Below are 16,898 nucleotides of genomic sequence, written 5' to 3'. Positions count from 1 at the left end.
GATAAAATGAAAAAAGGCAACAAAAAAGGACCGCCCTCCAGCGGTCCTACCTCATCCTACTACCTCAAGGTCAATAACCCTCAAAATATATTTTTACATCGAACGATTGTCTATTCTTTAATACACCTGACTGATATGTTTGCGTCTTTTTTAATGTTCACTTTAATAACCAGGTTATTTTCAGCATTAAACTGATAAGCTACAGCATAATCAGGATTATCAGCAGATTCTTCACCGGTCCAAACATAAGCCCTGGCCCCAAGCCCTGTACTTGATCCATCTGATGCCACCATTCCGGCAGGAATAATTTCAGTTTCAGCTGATCCGGTTACACCATTCGCCTGAACATTCCAGTGAAATGTTCCGGTCTCTTTTAAAGAACTTCCTGCCAATGCAGATCCACCGTATTTCTGTAACAACACACTCCATTCCGCACTGGTAGGCATACGGTATCCGTCAGGACAGATATTTTTACCTTCTGCTATAATTGCATCATATGTATACAGGTAACCATAGTCTACAGCAACTAATGGATCGTTATTATATGATTTTACGTTCTGAATAGGTGTACCATCTGTATAAATCTCTGCTTTCAGATTATCTGCCATCCAGTTATTGCCATCATTTGTAGTAATGGTATCATACCAAACAGTTAAGTTCGGATCTCTTGTATCTTCCAAACCTGTACCCATTAATTCTTTCTTTACAGATTTAAGCTGAGTCTGTACATCCGCCAGGCTTTTCTTAAGATCAGTAATCGTTTTTGCATCCACACCATCAACAGACTGAGCTGTTGATGCACTTTTTGCATACATGGCGTAGGGCACGCTTAAAAGCTGACTGGTGGACATATCCACATAATCAGTTCCTCCGTCAGTGTCCATTGCTACACCTACAAAATATTCACCAACCGACCAGTCAATATCTTCAAAGTATCCAAAAGTTGGATGACCTGTTCCGATAGTCAGATTTATAATTCCATAATTATTGGTCGTTGGAGAAAATTCCTCAACATAGGCCAACTCACCAACCACAGAATTCTTAAGAATACTGATTTCAATGCCAACTTTCTGATTGGCAATGACATCACCTCCAGCGTCTCTTGCAACAGCCTGATAACTGAATCCAGGTACTGATTGCGCCACAGCAGCAAATGACGTTACTGCGATTAAAGCTACTATAAGTAATCTTGTTTTCATGCTTTGAAATTTATTTTTTTACAATTTTTACCGATCCGGATATATTACCAAATTTATCCAGCGTATTTACAGTATATACACCTGATGCAAGTGATGTAAGCAACAAACTTGTTTTCTCCGAATTTAATTCTTCTGATAACACATTTTTACCTGATAAATCAGAAATAACTACATGTCCTCCCTTCAACTGATTATTTTTCATATGAATATTTACATATTCTGTTGCCGGATTAGGATAGACACTAATCTCTGCAGCAGGCAGACTGTTTTTTAAACTCAATGCTATTTTTTGGTTTTCATAAATGTCTGGTGTTAAAACAGGTGATGCATCATTTTGATTGGCAGAAATTCCACCGCCTACAACCCATGTTAAAGATGCTTTTGCTGATTTTCCTTCTGCTCCTGAAGAAACAAACATATCTTGCGCAGCCATTGTTCCTGAAAAAAGAACTATTCCCAATATTAAATTTACTATTCTCTTCATGGCCTTTTATTTATATTCACATAACAAATATAGATCATTAAATTAAATTAAACAATATTTTTAAAACATTTTTTTAATATTTATTTAACATAAAACTGCCCGCACGAGGTCAGGTAACCCTAAATAGCTGTAAATATGACATTTACACACTTGAATCGATTTAGGCAATTCTTCATGTTTTAAAACACGATATTTCCAAGTAGCTCATTTTCAATAATTTATTTAATTTTAGTTAAAAACACCTTTAATTAACATTAATTTAACAATATTGCCATAACTGTGTTAATTTAACATTAATTTTTACTCACGTTAAATTATTATTTATAACTAGAAAATTGAAGATCAAAGAATTAGGACAAATTCATATATTTGCAGAAAGCAAGTTTTATGAAAATCCTAAAAATACTTGGTATAACCTTTATTATATTTTATCAAAACATTAACGCTGAAGTTTTTATTCAAGCTGTTCCGCCGACAGTTACTACATCCAAATCCTTTAGTGTTAAAGTTAACAGTAAGCCTTTAGGTTTATTTGCTATCCCGTCACGATACGGAAACAACATTTCTTACGGAACTTTCGGATTTACAGATTCAGTCTCAATAGAAGTTACCACCAATTTCCCATCGGCAGGTTTTACCAAATGGAAATTTTTACCTGCAACAGACAGCATAAAATATAAAATCTTGTCGAATGGGATAATTACCTTTAAACTGTACAAGCCAACAAAACTTACCGTAATACTCAACGGCGATTACAGAGGAAGAACCCTGCATTTAGTCGCTTCCCGCCCACAAATCAATCCTCCTGATCCCAACAGTCCGGGAACACTTTTCTTTGGTCCTGGGCTGCATGAAATTTCTGCAGAAGAACAACATACAATTACACTTGAGAGTAACAGAAAAGTATATTTATCCCCAGGTGCAATAGTTAAGGGATATATCCGGGCTGAAAATGCCGAGAATATTAAAGTATACGGCCAGGGCATTCTTATTCCGCCGTCGGACTCTATCAACAAACATGTAATAGATTTTGAGGCTTGCAGCAATATTTCTGTATCCGGTATCAGTATTCTAATGCCACATGAAGGAGATGGTATCTTTATTTACAAATCGGATCAAACCAATATTAGCAATGCTACAATAATAAATCCGGTAATTTGGAATAGTGAAGGCATAATTATAGCGAACAGCTCGGAGACAACCATAAAAAACTGCCTGATCAGAAGTGGCAGCAACGCAATAGCAATCAAGGGCATCGGGAATAACCGGGAAGCTTCCAATGATTCAATAGAACCAGGATCAGCACTACCTAGCACGGCCATCGACATATCGCAGTGCAGGTTATGGTCTGACAACAGTAATGCAATTGGCATTGGACCGGAAACAATGACTGAATATATCTCTGACGTTACAATATCAGATTGTGATATTTTATTTGTACGGGATGAAGAAATAGATAAGGCTGCAATTTCTGTCTTTTCTTTACAAAGCACAGATATATATAATGTATCCCTGAAGGATATAAATATATATACGTCAGGACAACTTATCGTTTTAAAAAACTCGGAACAGCTGGCAGGACTTAAAGGATCTCAGAAATGGCCGGGTAATATCCACAACATCACTTTTAACAACATAAAAACGTTTGAGCGTGGAAATGATCGCATTCAGATAGAAGGATGGGACAGTACGAAACTGATTCATAATATTGCATTGACAGGTATCATTACAATGGGAGATACGGTAAATGCAAACTCACCGCTGCTAAACCTGAATGATTTTACATCTGCCATAACAATTAACGGAGACACCATAAAAAAACCGGTCCAAACTGAACCGGTTACTTCTACCCATAATTAAACAGGTTTATTGGTATATTAAAAAGTGATCGTATTATTCTTATAGAATTCCAGTACTTTGGAAGAAAATATAAACTGATATTTAGAACGTAACATTTCAGATTCAGCCTGCATTAACTGACTCTTAGAGGTATTATAGTCATAAGGAGATATTGCACCAACTTTGTATTTCTCTTCGGCAAAACGAAATGATTCTTTCGTAGCATCAAGCGTTTTTTGTGCAGATTCATAATTTGACTGCGCGGCCACTGCCGAAACATAGGCTTCTTTTATGGTTTCCCTCAGCTGATTTTCAACCTGTGCCAGTTGCAGATCCATCGCATCGTAATTCAATTTTGCGCGTTTTACATTATTCCGGTTAGTGAACCGACTGAAAATCGGAATGCTTATATTCACGCCCATATATGGTCTTGAAAATGCATCTAACTGATCCGAAAACGATAAATTTGATGTATTGTAGTAATTGGCCGAATATCCCGCAAATGCAGATACAGATGGATAATATCCCGACTTAGCCTGAGCAATCGTATATTCCGAACTTTCAAGATTTTTCTCCGCACTTTTCACATCAGGCCATGTCAGCTTTGTTTCATTGAATAAAATGGCTGCATTATACAATGCAACTTTTGCCATTACTTCTGGAAGCTTCAGGGTAACCACATCAAACTCCTCAGGATTCTCCAAATCCAGAATATGAGCCATTACCAGTCTGGAATATGCCAGGTTATTTTTGGCTTCATTTAACGTAGCCATTTCACGGGCTTCCTGAGCCAGATTCTCCAGATAAATATCTTTCGACACCTCTCCTACCTCATATTTAATCTCAACAGCCTCTTTGTCTTTCTGTGTACTCGCGAGCTGTTGCTCTGCAATAGTTACCAGTTCTTTTTTCATAAGGATATCCAGATAGCTTTGCAGTAAAAGCAACAGTACATTGTTTTTTCTGGATTCAAGATTATATTCAGCAGCTTCACGATCGACTTTTGCCTGCGAAATACTGTTCCGGATAGCAAAACCATTAAACAAAGGGACACCAGCTGAAGCACCAAAACCAGTATTGAATGAATTTCCCTGCGTATATGTATTATCACTTGACCCCGAAAAATTAAAACTCTCAGTCATATTCACACTACCAGACAAATTCGGAAGCATCTGATTTCTCGCACTCTGGACCAGTACTGCCTTGTCCCTCACATCCAATTCCTGCATGCGTAACGTAAGGTTGTTCTCAAGGGTGTAGTCGATGCATTCCTGTAGCGTCCAAAGCTTTTGGGCTTTTGCGCTCAGTAAAGTCACACCGAGAAACAGCAATATAATTGAATATTTAATCTTCATAACACTATTATATTTCTTCGGTTTTAGGTCTATCCTTTTTGGCCAGCTCCTTTTCGCCTTTTATTTCATCGTCAAGAGTCAGGCCATTTAAAACCTGTATTTTGATTCCGTCTGACAAACCGGTTTTAATCTCTTTCCTTTCGAAAATTTGTCTTCCATCTTCCTCTCCTTTGAACAATTCCACAAATGCAGTATCATTTTCAAATTTCACCAGACTTTCATCAATGGTCATTACACTGTCTTTCTTATCCAGAACAATATCAGCATTTGCGCTGTAACCAGCCCTTACAAAGTCTTTTTCATTAAGTTTTACATCGGCTTTGATCTCAAACTGAATGGCCCCGTTTTCTTCTACACCTTTTGGTGCCACATAGGTCAGCTTTGCATCAAACTTTTTCTCTTCAATGGCACCTATGGTCAACATCAGGTCCATCCCGCTTCTGATCTTCCCAACTTCTGTTTCATCTATCTTTCCTTCAAAGATCATATCGCTCATATCGGCAATGGTAGCAATGGTAGTACCATCATTAAATGTATTGGCCTGAATTACTGAATTTCCTTCCTTCACCGGCACATCGAGAACCATACCGGTTATAGTGGCACGAATAAGAGTATTCGAAGCATTGGCATAGTCCTTAATTACCCCTTCTTTTATAAGCTGAAGGTTATTATTGGCTGCAGCCAGTTCCTCTTTTGAAGCATTGTACGATGTCACCACTTTTTGAAATTCACTTTTTGAAATTACCTCCCGGTCATACAATTCCTTCTGACGGTCATAATCCAGCTTGGCATCATTCAGTTTAATCTCGGCCTGCTTTACGCGAGATTCTGCTGAATTCAGGTTCACCATATCCGGTATAATCTTGACCCTTGCAATCACCTGGTCTTTTTCAACATGATCACCCGGTTCCACATAAATCTCATCAATAATTCCTGATATCTGTGGCTTTATCTGGATTTCCTGCCGTGGAACCACACTACCGGTTGCAACCGTTTTATTAATGATATTACCAATCTCAGGTTTCTTAATCTGGTATTGAACAGGAGGTTTCTGCGATTTTTGATACAAAAAGTAGAACGTCCATATAAAAAGGAGTCCAAGAATCACTCCAAATGCAATTTTAACGATCTTCATAATGGCTATATTTTTATGTTTATTATTCTTTTAAGTTATTATTATTCATCGCGTAGTGCGTCTATAGCTTTCATTTTAACAGCCCGGTAAGCCGGAAGTAATCCTGCCAATGCACCGCCAATGATCAGTATTATCAGCGACGCAATACCCACACCAAAACTAATCTGTGGATTCTGCAGTACAATTGTATTATCCGGATTTTCAGCTGCCTTTTCTAATCCATACGAAACACCTTCCAGAAGCATCATGGCAAGAAACAAGCCTACATATCCGGCAAGGGTTGTCAGCACAATGGACTCAGACAGAATTTGTGTAATTATTTTAGCCGGAGTGGCTCCAATGGCACGCTGAATACCTATTTCATGTGTCCGTTCACGAACTATAACCAACATAATATTGCTAACACCGATTACACCTGCGAACAGCGTCATTATCCCCACAAACCAGGTCAATATATTTATGCCCGAGAAAAGCATATTAATCTGCTTAAATTGCATCTCAACATTTACATGCCCCACACCATCCTTATCATTCGGGGCAATATCATGCCGGTCCTTTAAAACTTTAACAACTTTATCTTCCACCGTCGAAACGGGAATACCAGGTTTAGCGGTTATTGAAAAAAAGTGAACTTCATTCCCGTAATTATAAGTCTGCTGTAAGGTTGTAAAAGGAATAAAAACCGACTCTTTTTTATCACCTCCAAAATTCATTTGTGTATCAGGAGTGAATACGCCTACGACCTGAAACCATACACCATTAACCTTGATATATTTTCCTACCGGATCTTCATCCTTTTCAAATAATACTTCTTCAACACGTTCACCAATTATGCAGACTTTCCGTTTTTCCATGATATCGATATCATTAATAAAACGGCCCTTTAAAACAGTGAACGGATCTATATTCCTGTAAGAAGGATAATCGCCTTTGATATAAAATGATCCGCTTTTATTATTATAATGTGTATTATCTCCGTTGCTTTGTCGCCATCCCTGCAAACGGGGAGCTATATATTGTATCTCCTTTACATTTTCTTTTATATAGGCCATGTCGTCGTTGGTAAGATCCCATAAACGACCCCGTTTATAACCTTTATAAGGCTCTCCGGTTGGCTGAGTCCAGAAAAAAGCACTGTTTGTTGCAAAATTACCAAAGCCTTCAGTGATCCCATTCGCCAATCCCTGTCCTGCTCCTGCCATGACAACGAGCATAAAAATTCCCCAGAATATCCCGAATGACGTTAAGAACGTACGTAGTTTATTCTTTTTCAGAGAACTCCATATCTCCTGCCAGAAATCCGAATCTAAAACACTTATATACATAACTTATTCGTCTCTTAATGCTTCAATGGGTTTAATTTTAGTTGCCTTTCTTGCCGGAAAATAACCTGCTATTACACCCGAAATAATCAGAACCAATGTTGAAATACCAGCAATAGTAAGGTTTACAGTTGGATTACTGAAAGGCATACCACCCTGTCCCTGCTGACTCTGTGCAGCCTCCGCACCTTTCTCCATTGCCATATTAAGCAGTTCCAGCAGGCCAATGCCACACACCATTCCAAGATAACCTGCTATACCGGTAATTATAACCGCTTCAAGTATAATAAGTGAAATTATACTCCCCGGTGTTGCACCCAGTGCTTTCCTAATTCCTATTTCCTTGGTCCTTTCTTTTACCGTAATAAGCATGATATTACTAACCCCCACAACACCTGCAATGATTGTGAAAACACCAATGATCCACACGAATGCTTTAATCCCTAGAAATACCGACTGAACACGCGTGTAGTTTTCAAGCCTGTTATTGATATAAAGTGCCTTTTTATCTTCCGGATCAAACTGATATTTTTTAGCAAAGTACTTTAAAAACCGTGATTCCAGTTCCTTATTCTGTTTAACCGACATATCGTCCACAGTGAGAGCGATGTTATGGACTCTGTTCGCACCATTAAACAGTTTCTGTGCGGTTGTCATCGGCACATAAACCCGCTTGTTATCCCAGTCAGATTTATCATGGTAAACGCCAACAACCCGAAACATTACACTGTTTATTTTTATGAACTTACCCAGCGGCTCATCGCCATTAAACAGTTTGTTAGCTACTTCCTCGCCTATAACGGCATATTTCCGGGTCATTTTCAGATCCACATCATTAATGAACCGGCCTTCCATCATCACAGCATTTTCAATTTTCTGGTAATCGGGCATACAGGATAGAACCTGGTAAGTACCGTATTCATTTCCATATGATATATTGGTTTCGCCCCAGGGTAGAAAAAACCGGCCTGAAATATCATTCACCTCACTGAAATTCCTTTTTATATTGTCAATATCTTCATTTTCAAACCGGATACGTCTGCCGGGCTTCAACCCTTTATATGCCTTGCTGGTGGTTCCTGAATTAAAGAATATAGAGTTTGTGGCATCATCCGAAAAATTCTCCTTCATACCGTTTGATAATCCGTTACCGGCACCAAGTAGCAGGATGAGCATGAAAATCCCCCAAAAAACACTAAAACTCGTTAGAAATGTCCGGAGCTTATTCTGTTTTATTGTTGAGGCAATTTCCTGCCAGATATTGGAATCAAACATAATTAAACGGTTTGAGCTTCAATAAATTCTTCTTTTTCAATCAATCCGTCTTTCAGGCGGATGATACGACGGGTCATCTTTGAGATGTCATTTTCGTGAGTTACTATCAGAATAGTCTTACCTTCATCGTTAATCTGCTTCAGGAGCTCCATCACTTCGTACGATGTTTGTGTATCAAGGGCACCTGTTGGTTCATCGGCCAGAATAAGCTGAGGATCAGAAATAAGCGCACGGGCAATCGCAATACGCTGCTTTTGCCCACCGGACATCTCATTTGGAAGATGCTCTGCCCATTCCCGCAGACCAACTTTATCAAGATATTCCATGGCAATTACATTACGTTTTCTTCGGCTTACTCCTTTATAATAAAGTGGTAATGCTACATTTTCAAGCGCATTTTTAAAAGATATCAGGTTAAACGATTGAAACACAAAGCCAACCATCTTATTCCGGTACCGCGCGGCCATCGTTTCCGACATATTAATAATGTGTTTCCCTCCCAGAACATATTTCCCTTTGTCGTAATTATCCAGTATCCCGAGAATGTTCAGCAGCGTTGATTTTCCTGATCCTGACGATCCCATAATTGACACAAGTTCCCCTTTATCAATGTGCATATCTATGCCCTTTAATACATGAAGACGGTTATGTCCGGTAATATAAGATTTATGAATATTGGTTAGCGTAACCATATGATGAGTTTTACAGAATTACGTTGAATATAATTATTTGTTACAATTTACCTCAAAAATAATCCAACATCAATCAAGGCCACAATCAAATAAGGTAAACAACAGGTTTTCGTCGGTAAACGACGTCAATTAAAATTCCAGTGTATGCAACATCTAACCATAAAAAAACGTAAATTGGACAAAATTATTTCTTAATTTTTTTCAATATGAAAAACATACTCATCACATTTATTCTTACTTTTTCAGCCTGCACATTTTTAAGTGCTCAGGAAAAATCTGATGCTCCAACAAAACAAAAACAGTTTACCATTGAAAACTGTGTCTCCCAATTTTCATGGGAAGATACGGTCAAAACAAAAGTTGGTTATCAGTTTTGGTTCGCTGATAAGGAATTTCTTGATGGCCGAACGCTTAAGATGAGCGTAGTCGCACCGCATTCTGCAACACATCCACCACATAAACACCTTGAAGATGAGTTCTTTTTTGTTCTGGAAGGAACGGCAGAATTTTATCTGGATGGTAAAACAAAAGTGGCGGGACCATATGCCAGTTTCTATTGTCCCCCAAACACTGAGCATGGCATTAAAAATGTGGGTGATACCGAACTAAAATATTTAGTCATTAAAAAGTATCTGAAATAAACTTTTTACAGATATTTGTATCATTCATTACCATACAAATTAAAACAATATTTGATGTTCTGATATGATACACCCACATACCGAATTAAAGTTCATCAGTGAAGAAATTGGCTATGGAGTGGTTGCCACCAAAACCATACCGGCCGGGACCATAATCTGGGTTCACGATAAACTGGACCGGGAATTTACGCTTCAGGAAATTCAGAATATGGAACCGGTTTACCAGTCCGTTATATTAAATTACACATTCAGGAATAACAAGGGTAACTATATTTTTTGCTGGGATAACGGCCGTTTCATCAATCACAGTTTCAAATCCAACTGCCTGTCAACAGCCTACGACTTTGAGATCGCCATACGCGACATTCAACCGGGAGAAGAATTAACAGATGATTATGGTTATCTGAACATAGTAGAACCTTTCAGGGCAGCCAACGAAGGTACAAAACGCAAAATGGTCTATCCTGATGATCTGCTTCGCTATCATCGTACCTGGGATAAGAAAATCGCCAAAGTCTTTAACAAGATTACAAAACTTGACCAACCTTTAAAACCGTTGATCGCAAACGGAACGTGGGAAAAAGTAGAAAAAATCATATCAGGTGAATTGCAGGCAGATTCTGTTTTGAATAATTATTTTGATGAAAAACAAATTAAATCAACTACTTAAGTATTTTATTGAATAAAAAATATTTGACAAATAAAAAACAATCTGTAACTTGAAAACCTGAAAAATTATTTTTGGGGTACAACATTTAACCCATAGGATCATATTTTATTATTTTAATAATCACCTGCTTTGAAAAAGACTATAACTTCTATATGGTTTTTAGCTCTAATAATTACTATACCCATAACTTTTTTGATTCCTAAAGTATTTGATAAATACAATTGTGAACTGATTCAAGAAGGAGAATCCGGTCTGGCATTAAAATCAAATCCCAGATTGCATTTTGTTGACCTGGATTCTGATGGAAAGATGGAAAGAATTGAATCATTTAAAGATTTAGGCAATAACAGATTCTCAATTCAAATATATGACAACAACGGAGGGATGTTTGACCAAATAAATTTTCCTGAACGATACAACTCTCAAACCGATCGATTATTCTTTGAAGACGTTGATAATGACGGGCACAAAGAGGTATATAAGTTTTCTTATCACAATGACAGTCTTTACCTAACCTGGCTGAATCTAACTCCTTCCATTGGTAAAATCAATTCCTTGCCGCTTTGTAAGATACATACTTATGGAGATAACTTAATAGACTACCAATTATATATAAAAATGCATTGTTTAGATGTTGACAATGATGGCAGCAAAGAACTAATTTTTCCTGTTAACGCCGGTTTTTCTATTTTACCAAGACAAATCTTTCTGGTGAACCCGAAAACAAAAGAAATTAGAAGATCCGAAAATTCCGGTAGCAGTAGTAACGACCTTCAATTTTATGACCTGAATAATGACAATAAATTAGAAATCATAACTAATGGAAGTGTTGGACCCATAAGATCAGATTTAAATTTACTTTATAACAAACCGGCTCCTTATCTAAGTGTATTCAATTCAGACTTAGAATACTATTTTGAACCCATAAAGTTTTTTGAAGGCATACAAAGTAGTTTAATGACTCAGGTTGTCGAGAATAGCGGCAAAAAAGAAATTATCGCCGCTTTCATGTCTGCAAGTTCAGAATGTGTCCCCTTCAGAGCGTACAAGATTGATTTGCATGGCCATCTTATTGATTCCTTACTTTGCAACAATTGTGAAAGAACAGGGAAATTCTTTATCAAAAATGAAAAAGGGAATTTTATTACTCAAATAAAACCATCTGTTTTGATGGAGTTCAACAGCGATCTAAAAATTGTAAAAACCTATAAATTAGGATTATCCACAGACCTGTCCCTTATGGATAATTTTGACTACAACGATGACGGAACCAATGAGGTTCTTTTTCTCAGCAACAACAAACTTTACCTTTTTAGTGATAACTTCAGATGGTATAAAACTTTCAGCTTCGATTCTAAATTACACAATGCCTCTCAGGGAATACGATACGGTAAAAACAAGTTTTTTATCACAACACTTACAGGAGAATATTATATTTATCAATTCTCAAAGAATCCTTATTATTGGTTAAGATTTCTGTTTTACCTGGCATTATTTTTTGTAACTTTTTCTTTGATAACCCTATTCACAAAAATTATTGAATCACGCATAAGAAAGAGATACGATTTGCAAAATAAAATACGTGAATTACAGATACGTACATTTAAAAACCAACTGGAACCACACTTTATCTTAAATACGTTCAACAATATTGCATCTGTAATAAAGCAAGGCAGAAATGAAGAAGCGTATCATATATTTATGAAATTTTCTAATTTATTCAGAACAAGCTTACAGAACACCGAAAAAATTTTAATTCCTCTTAGGGAAGAGTTAAAAATGATCAATAATTATATAGAGATACAGAATTTCAGATTTAAAGATGTATTTAATTATGTTGTTGACATATCAGAAAATGTTGATTTGGATATAGAAATACCAAAAATGCTTTTACAGGTCCACATTGAAAATGCAATTAAACACGGCTTAATATCGAAAAGATCAAAAGGAAATCTTGAACTGAAAATAAGACATAGAAAAAATATAATTACCATTGAAATAACTGATGACGGCATTGGCCGTAAAGAATCTAAAAGGACAGGTACCCAGGGAACAGGCCTTGGCATTAAAACCATAAACGATTTTATAGCATTACATAATCAAAATAACATACACAAAATCAGCTATAAATTTATAGATTTGTATAAAGACGGAAAAAGTTCAGGAACAAAAGTAGAAATTATAGTTCCTGTATAAAATCCTCTTTAACAAGCCGAGTGGAACATAAGAACCAAAATATCACAGCGATGATAATCGATGATGAACCTGAAGCCATCGTGTATTTATCCATGATATTAAAAGAAGAATTTCCGCAAATAAATATCATTTCAACATCAAACTCTTTCGAGGATGCTACAAATAAGGTTGGTAAACTTAAACCGAATGTGATCTTCCTTGATATTCAGTTAAATGAAAATAATGGTTTCGATGTTATAAAGTATTTAAGTTTGAATAATATATCAACTTATATAATATTTGTTACAGCCTTTGAAAATTATGCCATTGAAGCCTTCAAAACCAATGCACTTGCCTATTTGGTGAAGCCTGTTGAAGCCGAAGATTTAAGAATAGCTGTTAACAAATTTATGTCGCAAAAAGAAAAAGATACTATTAAAACCGATTTATTACATATCCTGAATCATTTTCATCCAAAGATCAGGTTTAATACACGAACCGGATTTATATTAGTCCCACCTGACGAAATAGTTTATTGCGAATCTGACGGCAACTATTCAACACTGTATTTAACTGACAACTCAAAAAAAGTTGTGTGCCTGAATCTAAATACGCTTTTACAACAGATCAATCATCCAAAGTTTAAACGAATTAGTCGCTATTTCATTATTAATTTGGATTTTTTGACAGAGCTGGACAGAAGAAAAAAAGCTTGCAGCCTGGCAAACAACGGGCATATCATCAGTTTAAAATACTCTCCAAAATTCTTTAAAGAATAAATTATTCTGATATTATTTCTTGTCATATCTCTCCTTTACGCCTATACTTTATACAGTCATAATACTCTTTAATGAAACAGCACCTATCTTTTATACAATAAAGGATAAAGGCATTGATTATTCCCTGGTTATTAAATAACTTTTGATAATAAATAACGACATAATCTGTTGATCTAATATTATCTCATGAAAACCCGAAGTCTGTTAATTTACGTTTTAGCCTTTTTATTTTCAGCTATATATTCACAGGAGGTAATATTTAATAAAAAAGAACAAAAATCAATTCCTATTGAGAAATTACCAATAGACTCCGGTACTGTAACCGATATTGACGGCAATACCTACAAAACTGTTAAAATAGGAACTCAATGGTGGGTGGCAGAAAACCTTGCTGTGACTCAGTATGCAAATGGCACACCTGTTCCACCTGTTACAGGAGACGCAGACTGGGCAGCTTTAGACGATGATAATACAGACAAAGCATATTGTTGGTATAACGATGATATTGCAAACAAGGATATTTACGGGGCACTTTACACTTATGCAGCAGCTACTAATGGGAAGCCATTTGATGGCACAAACCCTGTTCAGGGTATATGTCCTAATGGTTGGCACCTGCCAAATGAAACAGAATGGGCTATTTTAGAGAATTACCTGGCAGATAACAACTTAAATCATGGTGACACCTGTTTAGGAGGGAGAGACAAAATAGACAAAGCCATGGCTTCTAAAACAGGTTGGAATAGTTTTTCGGAAGATGGAACTATAGGTAATCATTCCGAAGATAATAATACAAGTAATTTTTCAGCTTTACCAGGTGGCTACCGATACTTTGCCAATGGTTCATTTCTTAATGTAGGCGAAAATGGCTATTGGTGGAGTAGCTCGGAGGATAAAATAAGCCATTATATTTTTATTCGATTTCTTTCATACAACAAGGCCAGTTTGGGCCAGGTTCTTTTCCGTAAGTCATCCGGACTTTCGGTCCGTTGTATCAAAGAATAGTATCTTTTTATAAAAATAGATTAAGATGCAAAAATCTAGTTTACTCATATATTGATCTAAAATATTATCTCATGAAAACTTTTAAAACAATAATTTTTATTGGCTCATTATCTATTTCATTATTTCATTTGCAAGCTCAAACCGAGGTCCGTGGACATATAACTGAAAATACAATTTGGTCGTATGCTAATTCGCCTCATCATATAATGGATGACATTACAAATGATAATGGAGTAATATTAAATATTGAAGCTAGTGTTGTTATAAAACTAGGAATACAAGAAAGATACTCGTATTACAGGTACGATATTTTTATTAATAGCATTTTAAATCCTCGAGAAACTCCCATAAATCCTGATGTTTTTACATCCTTCAGAGATGATACTTACGGTGGGGACACCAACTCTGATAGTAATGCAATATCCCCTTCTGCAGGCGATTGGAGCAGAATAAAATTTACTTCTCAACCCAATGTTTCAAATACATCCCAGAATTGTATCGTAAAATATGGTGGAATATCAAGAACATCATCTACCTACTATACATCAATTTTGGCTCTCATTAGAAAAAACTGAAAACGAAAAACATATTAGTTAACTTAAATTAAATAATTATGAAAAGGAATATTACAATTTTGACTTTCTTATTTTTAATTGGTCAATTATTTGCCCAAAATGGATTAGTAGCATATTATCCATTTAATGGAAATGCAAATGATGAAAGTGGCAATGGAAATGATGGAACAGTAAACGGAGCAACTTTGACAACTGATCGCTTTGGAAATGAACATTCTGCATATGAATTTAACGGGACAGATGAATATATTTCAATAGCCTATAGTGAGGACTTTAATATTGATCCGACAGGACAATTGTCTCTAGTTGCATGGGTAAAACCATCCATACAAGATGCTTCGATGAATATAGTGACAAAAGCACCAAATAATACTGTATGGGATTACGGATTAACCATAGATAACAATAACGAATATTTGTTTGGACATCATACACAACATGAAGCATATTCCTCATCAACATCAGAGATTGGTGCATGGCATATGGTAGTAGGAGTGTATGATAACGGTAATTGGAAAATATATATTGATGGAGTTTTGGAAACTGAGAATGATGTATCATTATTAACTCAATCAACAGGAGGAATTGCAATAGGAAGGAAGGGAGAAACTTCATTAGGTTATTTTAATGGAAGTATAGATGATATTAGCATATTCAATAAAGCATTGGCTGCAACGGAAATTGATGATTTATACTATGAAGGTGGATGGGATAGCGGAGTTGAAGGATTAGTAGCATATTATCCATTTAATGGAAATGCAAATGATGAAAGTGGCAATGGAAATGATGGAACAGTAAACGGAGCAACATTGACAACCGATCGCTTTGGAAATGAAAATTCTGCATATAGTTTTGACGGAGAGAATGATAATATCGCGTTTGGTCATAACTCAAGCCAGAATTTTACAGATCAGCTTACTCTAATAGCATGGATCAATACTGAAAAACAAGGAGATATTCAATTTATTTTTTCAAAATGGGGCGGTCCAAACAATAACGAATCATTTTATTTGGCTTTAGATGCAAACAATTTACCCTATGGGAAAATTAATTTTACTGATACCGAAGAAATAGTTCCCAAAGGCACTGATCCTATTGAAGTTGGTGGCTGGCATATGCTGGTAATGACTTATGATGGAACTTCTTCAAATTACTTTGTTGATAATGAAGTTGTCGCAACTACTAATGATACAAGAAACATTTTATCAGGAACTTTATCATTAATAGCAGGTGATGACAATGGAAATTACCTGAGATATAAAGGCAAAATAGACGACTGTCGATTATATAATAAGGCTCTGACAATTACAGAGATTAATGATTTATATCATGAAGGTGGATGGACAAGCATTATTAATGTTAAAAATGAATTTGACTTAATTGTTTATCCAAATCCTACAAATGACATAATTAATATTAAATCTAACATTAATAAAACAGCTGATATCAGTATTATCAATCAGATTGGACAGAAAGTCTATAAAAATAAATTAAACACTGAATCCGCAACAATCAATATTAAAAGTATAAAGAGCGGATTATATTTATTTGTCTTGAAAGACGAGAACGGTAAAATTCTTAGTACACAACGTTTTATAAAGGAATAATGACAGTGTCCCATAAAGTGTGTAAATGGGATTTGGTTAATATAAATTTAAACGTTCCTCAAATATAATTAACGTGAGTTCGAGCTAAGCATTTTTTGTAATTCTATGTTCATCAATAACTTCCGTATTAATTGATGGCTTTTTA

Annotated in this window: 15 protein-coding genes; 8 read left to right on the top strand and 7 right to left on the bottom strand. The window is 36.0% G+C overall.

Annotated features, from left to right (window positions below; genetic code table 11):
• Positions 1–110: 110 nt before the first annotated feature.
• On the bottom strand, positions 111–1,199 hold the full coding sequence (locus ACE01N_RS17190; protein WP_380591709.1) for a fibrobacter succinogenes major paralogous domain-containing protein: 1,089 nt from the start codon (positions 1,197–1,199) through the stop codon (positions 111–113).
• Positions 1,200–1,209: 10 nt separating this feature from the next.
• A complete protein-coding gene (locus ACE01N_RS17185; protein WP_380591707.1) occupies positions 1,210–1,683 on the bottom strand; it encodes a T9SS type A sorting domain-containing protein in 474 nt (157 codons plus the stop codon).
• Between the two features lie 387 nt (positions 1,684–2,070).
• Between ACE01N_RS17185 and ACE01N_RS17180 the strand changes: the two genes are divergently transcribed.
• Entirely contained in the window at positions 2,071–3,543 is a 1,473-nt protein-coding gene (locus ACE01N_RS17180) for a glycoside hydrolase family protein (RefSeq protein WP_380591705.1), read from the top strand.
• 17 nt (positions 3,544–3,560) lie between these two features.
• Here ACE01N_RS17180 and ACE01N_RS17175 read toward each other — a convergent pair whose 3' ends face one another.
• The 5 genes from ACE01N_RS17175 to ACE01N_RS17155 are packed head-to-tail and all read right to left on the bottom strand — an operon-like array spanning position 3,561 to position 9,301.
• Entirely contained in the window at positions 3,561–4,877 is a 1,317-nt protein-coding gene (locus tag ACE01N_RS17175; RefSeq protein ID WP_380591703.1) for a TolC family protein, read from the bottom strand.
• Between the two features lie 7 nt (positions 4,878–4,884).
• A complete protein-coding gene (locus ACE01N_RS17170) occupies positions 4,885–6,012 on the bottom strand; it encodes an efflux RND transporter periplasmic adaptor subunit (protein WP_380591701.1) in 1,128 nt (375 codons plus the stop codon).
• A gap of 41 nt (positions 6,013–6,053) precedes the next feature.
• Positions 6,054–7,337 carry an ABC transporter permease gene (locus ACE01N_RS17165; RefSeq protein WP_380591699.1) on the bottom strand — a complete coding sequence of 428 codons (1,284 nt, stop codon included), beginning with the start codon at positions 7,335–7,337 and terminating at the stop codon, positions 6,054–6,056.
• A gap of 3 nt (positions 7,338–7,340) precedes the next feature.
• Positions 7,341–8,609 (bottom strand): ABC transporter permease, encoded by a 1,269-nt coding sequence (locus ACE01N_RS17160; protein WP_380591697.1) that lies wholly within the window; start codon positions 8,607–8,609, stop codon positions 7,341–7,343.
• A 2-nt stretch (positions 8,610–8,611) separates the two neighbouring features.
• On the bottom strand, positions 8,612–9,301 hold the full coding sequence (locus ACE01N_RS17155; protein ID WP_380591695.1) for an ABC transporter ATP-binding protein: 690 nt from the start codon (positions 9,299–9,301) through the stop codon (positions 8,612–8,614).
• A 206-nt stretch (positions 9,302–9,507) separates the two neighbouring features.
• On the opposite strand from ACE01N_RS17155, the gene ACE01N_RS17150 reads away from it, so the two are divergent.
• The 7 genes from ACE01N_RS17150 (at position 9,508) to ACE01N_RS17120 (ending at position 16,753) form a co-directional block, all read left to right on the top strand.
• On the top strand, positions 9,508–9,942 hold the full coding sequence (locus ACE01N_RS17150) for a cupin domain-containing protein (RefSeq protein ID WP_380591693.1): 435 nt from the start codon (positions 9,508–9,510) through the stop codon (positions 9,940–9,942).
• 64 nt (positions 9,943–10,006) lie between these two features.
• Complete coding sequence (locus ACE01N_RS17145) at positions 10,007–10,612, top strand: SET domain-containing protein (RefSeq protein WP_380591691.1); 606 nt, start codon at positions 10,007–10,009, stop codon at positions 10,610–10,612.
• Positions 10,613–10,741: 129 nt separating this feature from the next.
• Positions 10,742–12,808, top strand: a complete 2,067-nt coding sequence (locus ACE01N_RS17140; RefSeq protein ID WP_380591689.1) for a sensor histidine kinase — start codon at positions 10,742–10,744, stop codon at positions 12,806–12,808.
• Positions 12,809–12,858: 50 nt separating this feature from the next.
• Positions 12,859–13,566 carry a LytR/AlgR family response regulator transcription factor gene (locus ACE01N_RS17135; RefSeq protein ID WP_380591687.1) on the top strand — a complete coding sequence of 236 codons (708 nt, stop codon included), beginning with the start codon at positions 12,859–12,861 and terminating at the stop codon, positions 13,564–13,566.
• 186 nt (positions 13,567–13,752) lie between these two features.
• Positions 13,753–14,571, top strand: a complete 819-nt coding sequence (locus ACE01N_RS17130) for an FISUMP domain-containing protein (RefSeq protein ID WP_380591685.1) — start codon at positions 13,753–13,755, stop codon at positions 14,569–14,571.
• A 71-nt stretch (positions 14,572–14,642) separates the two neighbouring features.
• On the top strand, positions 14,643–15,146 hold the full coding sequence (locus ACE01N_RS17125; RefSeq protein ID WP_380591683.1) for a hypothetical protein: 504 nt from the start codon (positions 14,643–14,645) through the stop codon (positions 15,144–15,146).
• Between the two features lie 38 nt (positions 15,147–15,184).
• Entirely contained in the window at positions 15,185–16,753 is a 1,569-nt protein-coding gene (locus tag ACE01N_RS17120) for a LamG-like jellyroll fold domain-containing protein (protein ID WP_380591681.1), read from the top strand.
• Positions 16,754–16,898: the final 145 nt, after the last annotated feature.

This window comes from Quyinboa ferrireducens (assembly GCF_042436675.1).
Classification (GTDB): Bacteria; Bacteroidota; Bacteroidia; order Bacteroidales; family UBA5342; genus JBHJHP01.
The sequence above is the reverse complement of the archived record's forward strand: the minus strand, read 5'-3'. Positions and strand labels throughout refer to the sequence as shown.

Bases quoted from the DNA above. Each gene is read 5' to 3' on its own strand.
- ACE01N_RS17190 (WP_380591709.1), bottom strand. From the start codon at position 1,199: ATGAAAACAAGATTACTTATAGTAGCTTTAATCGCAGTAACGTCATTT.
- ACE01N_RS17185 (WP_380591707.1), bottom strand. From the start codon at position 1,683: ATGAAGAGAATAGTAAATTTAATATTGGGAATAGTTCTTTTTTCAGGA.
- ACE01N_RS17180 (WP_380591705.1), top strand. From the start codon at position 2,071: ATGAAAATCCTAAAAATACTTGGTATAACCTTTATTATATTTTATCAA.
- ACE01N_RS17175 (WP_380591703.1), bottom strand. From the start codon at position 4,877: ATGAAGATTAAATATTCAATTATATTGCTGTTTCTCGGTGTGACTTTA.
- ACE01N_RS17170 (WP_380591701.1), bottom strand. From the start codon at position 6,012: ATGAAGATCGTTAAAATTGCATTTGGAGTGATTCTTGGACTCCTTTTT.
- ACE01N_RS17165 (WP_380591699.1), bottom strand. From the start codon at position 7,337: ATGTATATAAGTGTTTTAGATTCGGATTTCTGGCAGGAGATATGGAGT.
- ACE01N_RS17160 (WP_380591697.1), bottom strand. From the start codon at position 8,609: ATGTTTGATTCCAATATCTGGCAGGAAATTGCCTCAACAATAAAACAG.
- ACE01N_RS17155 (WP_380591695.1), bottom strand. From the start codon at position 9,301: ATGGTTACGCTAACCAATATTCATAAATCTTATATTACCGGACATAAC.
- ACE01N_RS17150 (WP_380591693.1), top strand. From the start codon at position 9,508: ATGAAAAACATACTCATCACATTTATTCTTACTTTTTCAGCCTGCACA.
- ACE01N_RS17145 (WP_380591691.1), top strand. From the start codon at position 10,007: ATGATACACCCACATACCGAATTAAAGTTCATCAGTGAAGAAATTGGC.
- ACE01N_RS17135 (WP_380591687.1), top strand. From the start codon at position 12,859: ATGATAATCGATGATGAACCTGAAGCCATCGTGTATTTATCCATGATA.
- ACE01N_RS17130 (WP_380591685.1), top strand. From the start codon at position 13,753: ATGAAAACCCGAAGTCTGTTAATTTACGTTTTAGCCTTTTTATTTTCA.
- ACE01N_RS17125 (WP_380591683.1), top strand. From the start codon at position 14,643: ATGAAAACTTTTAAAACAATAATTTTTATTGGCTCATTATCTATTTCA.
- ACE01N_RS17120 (WP_380591681.1), top strand. From the start codon at position 15,185: ATGAAAAGGAATATTACAATTTTGACTTTCTTATTTTTAATTGGTCAA.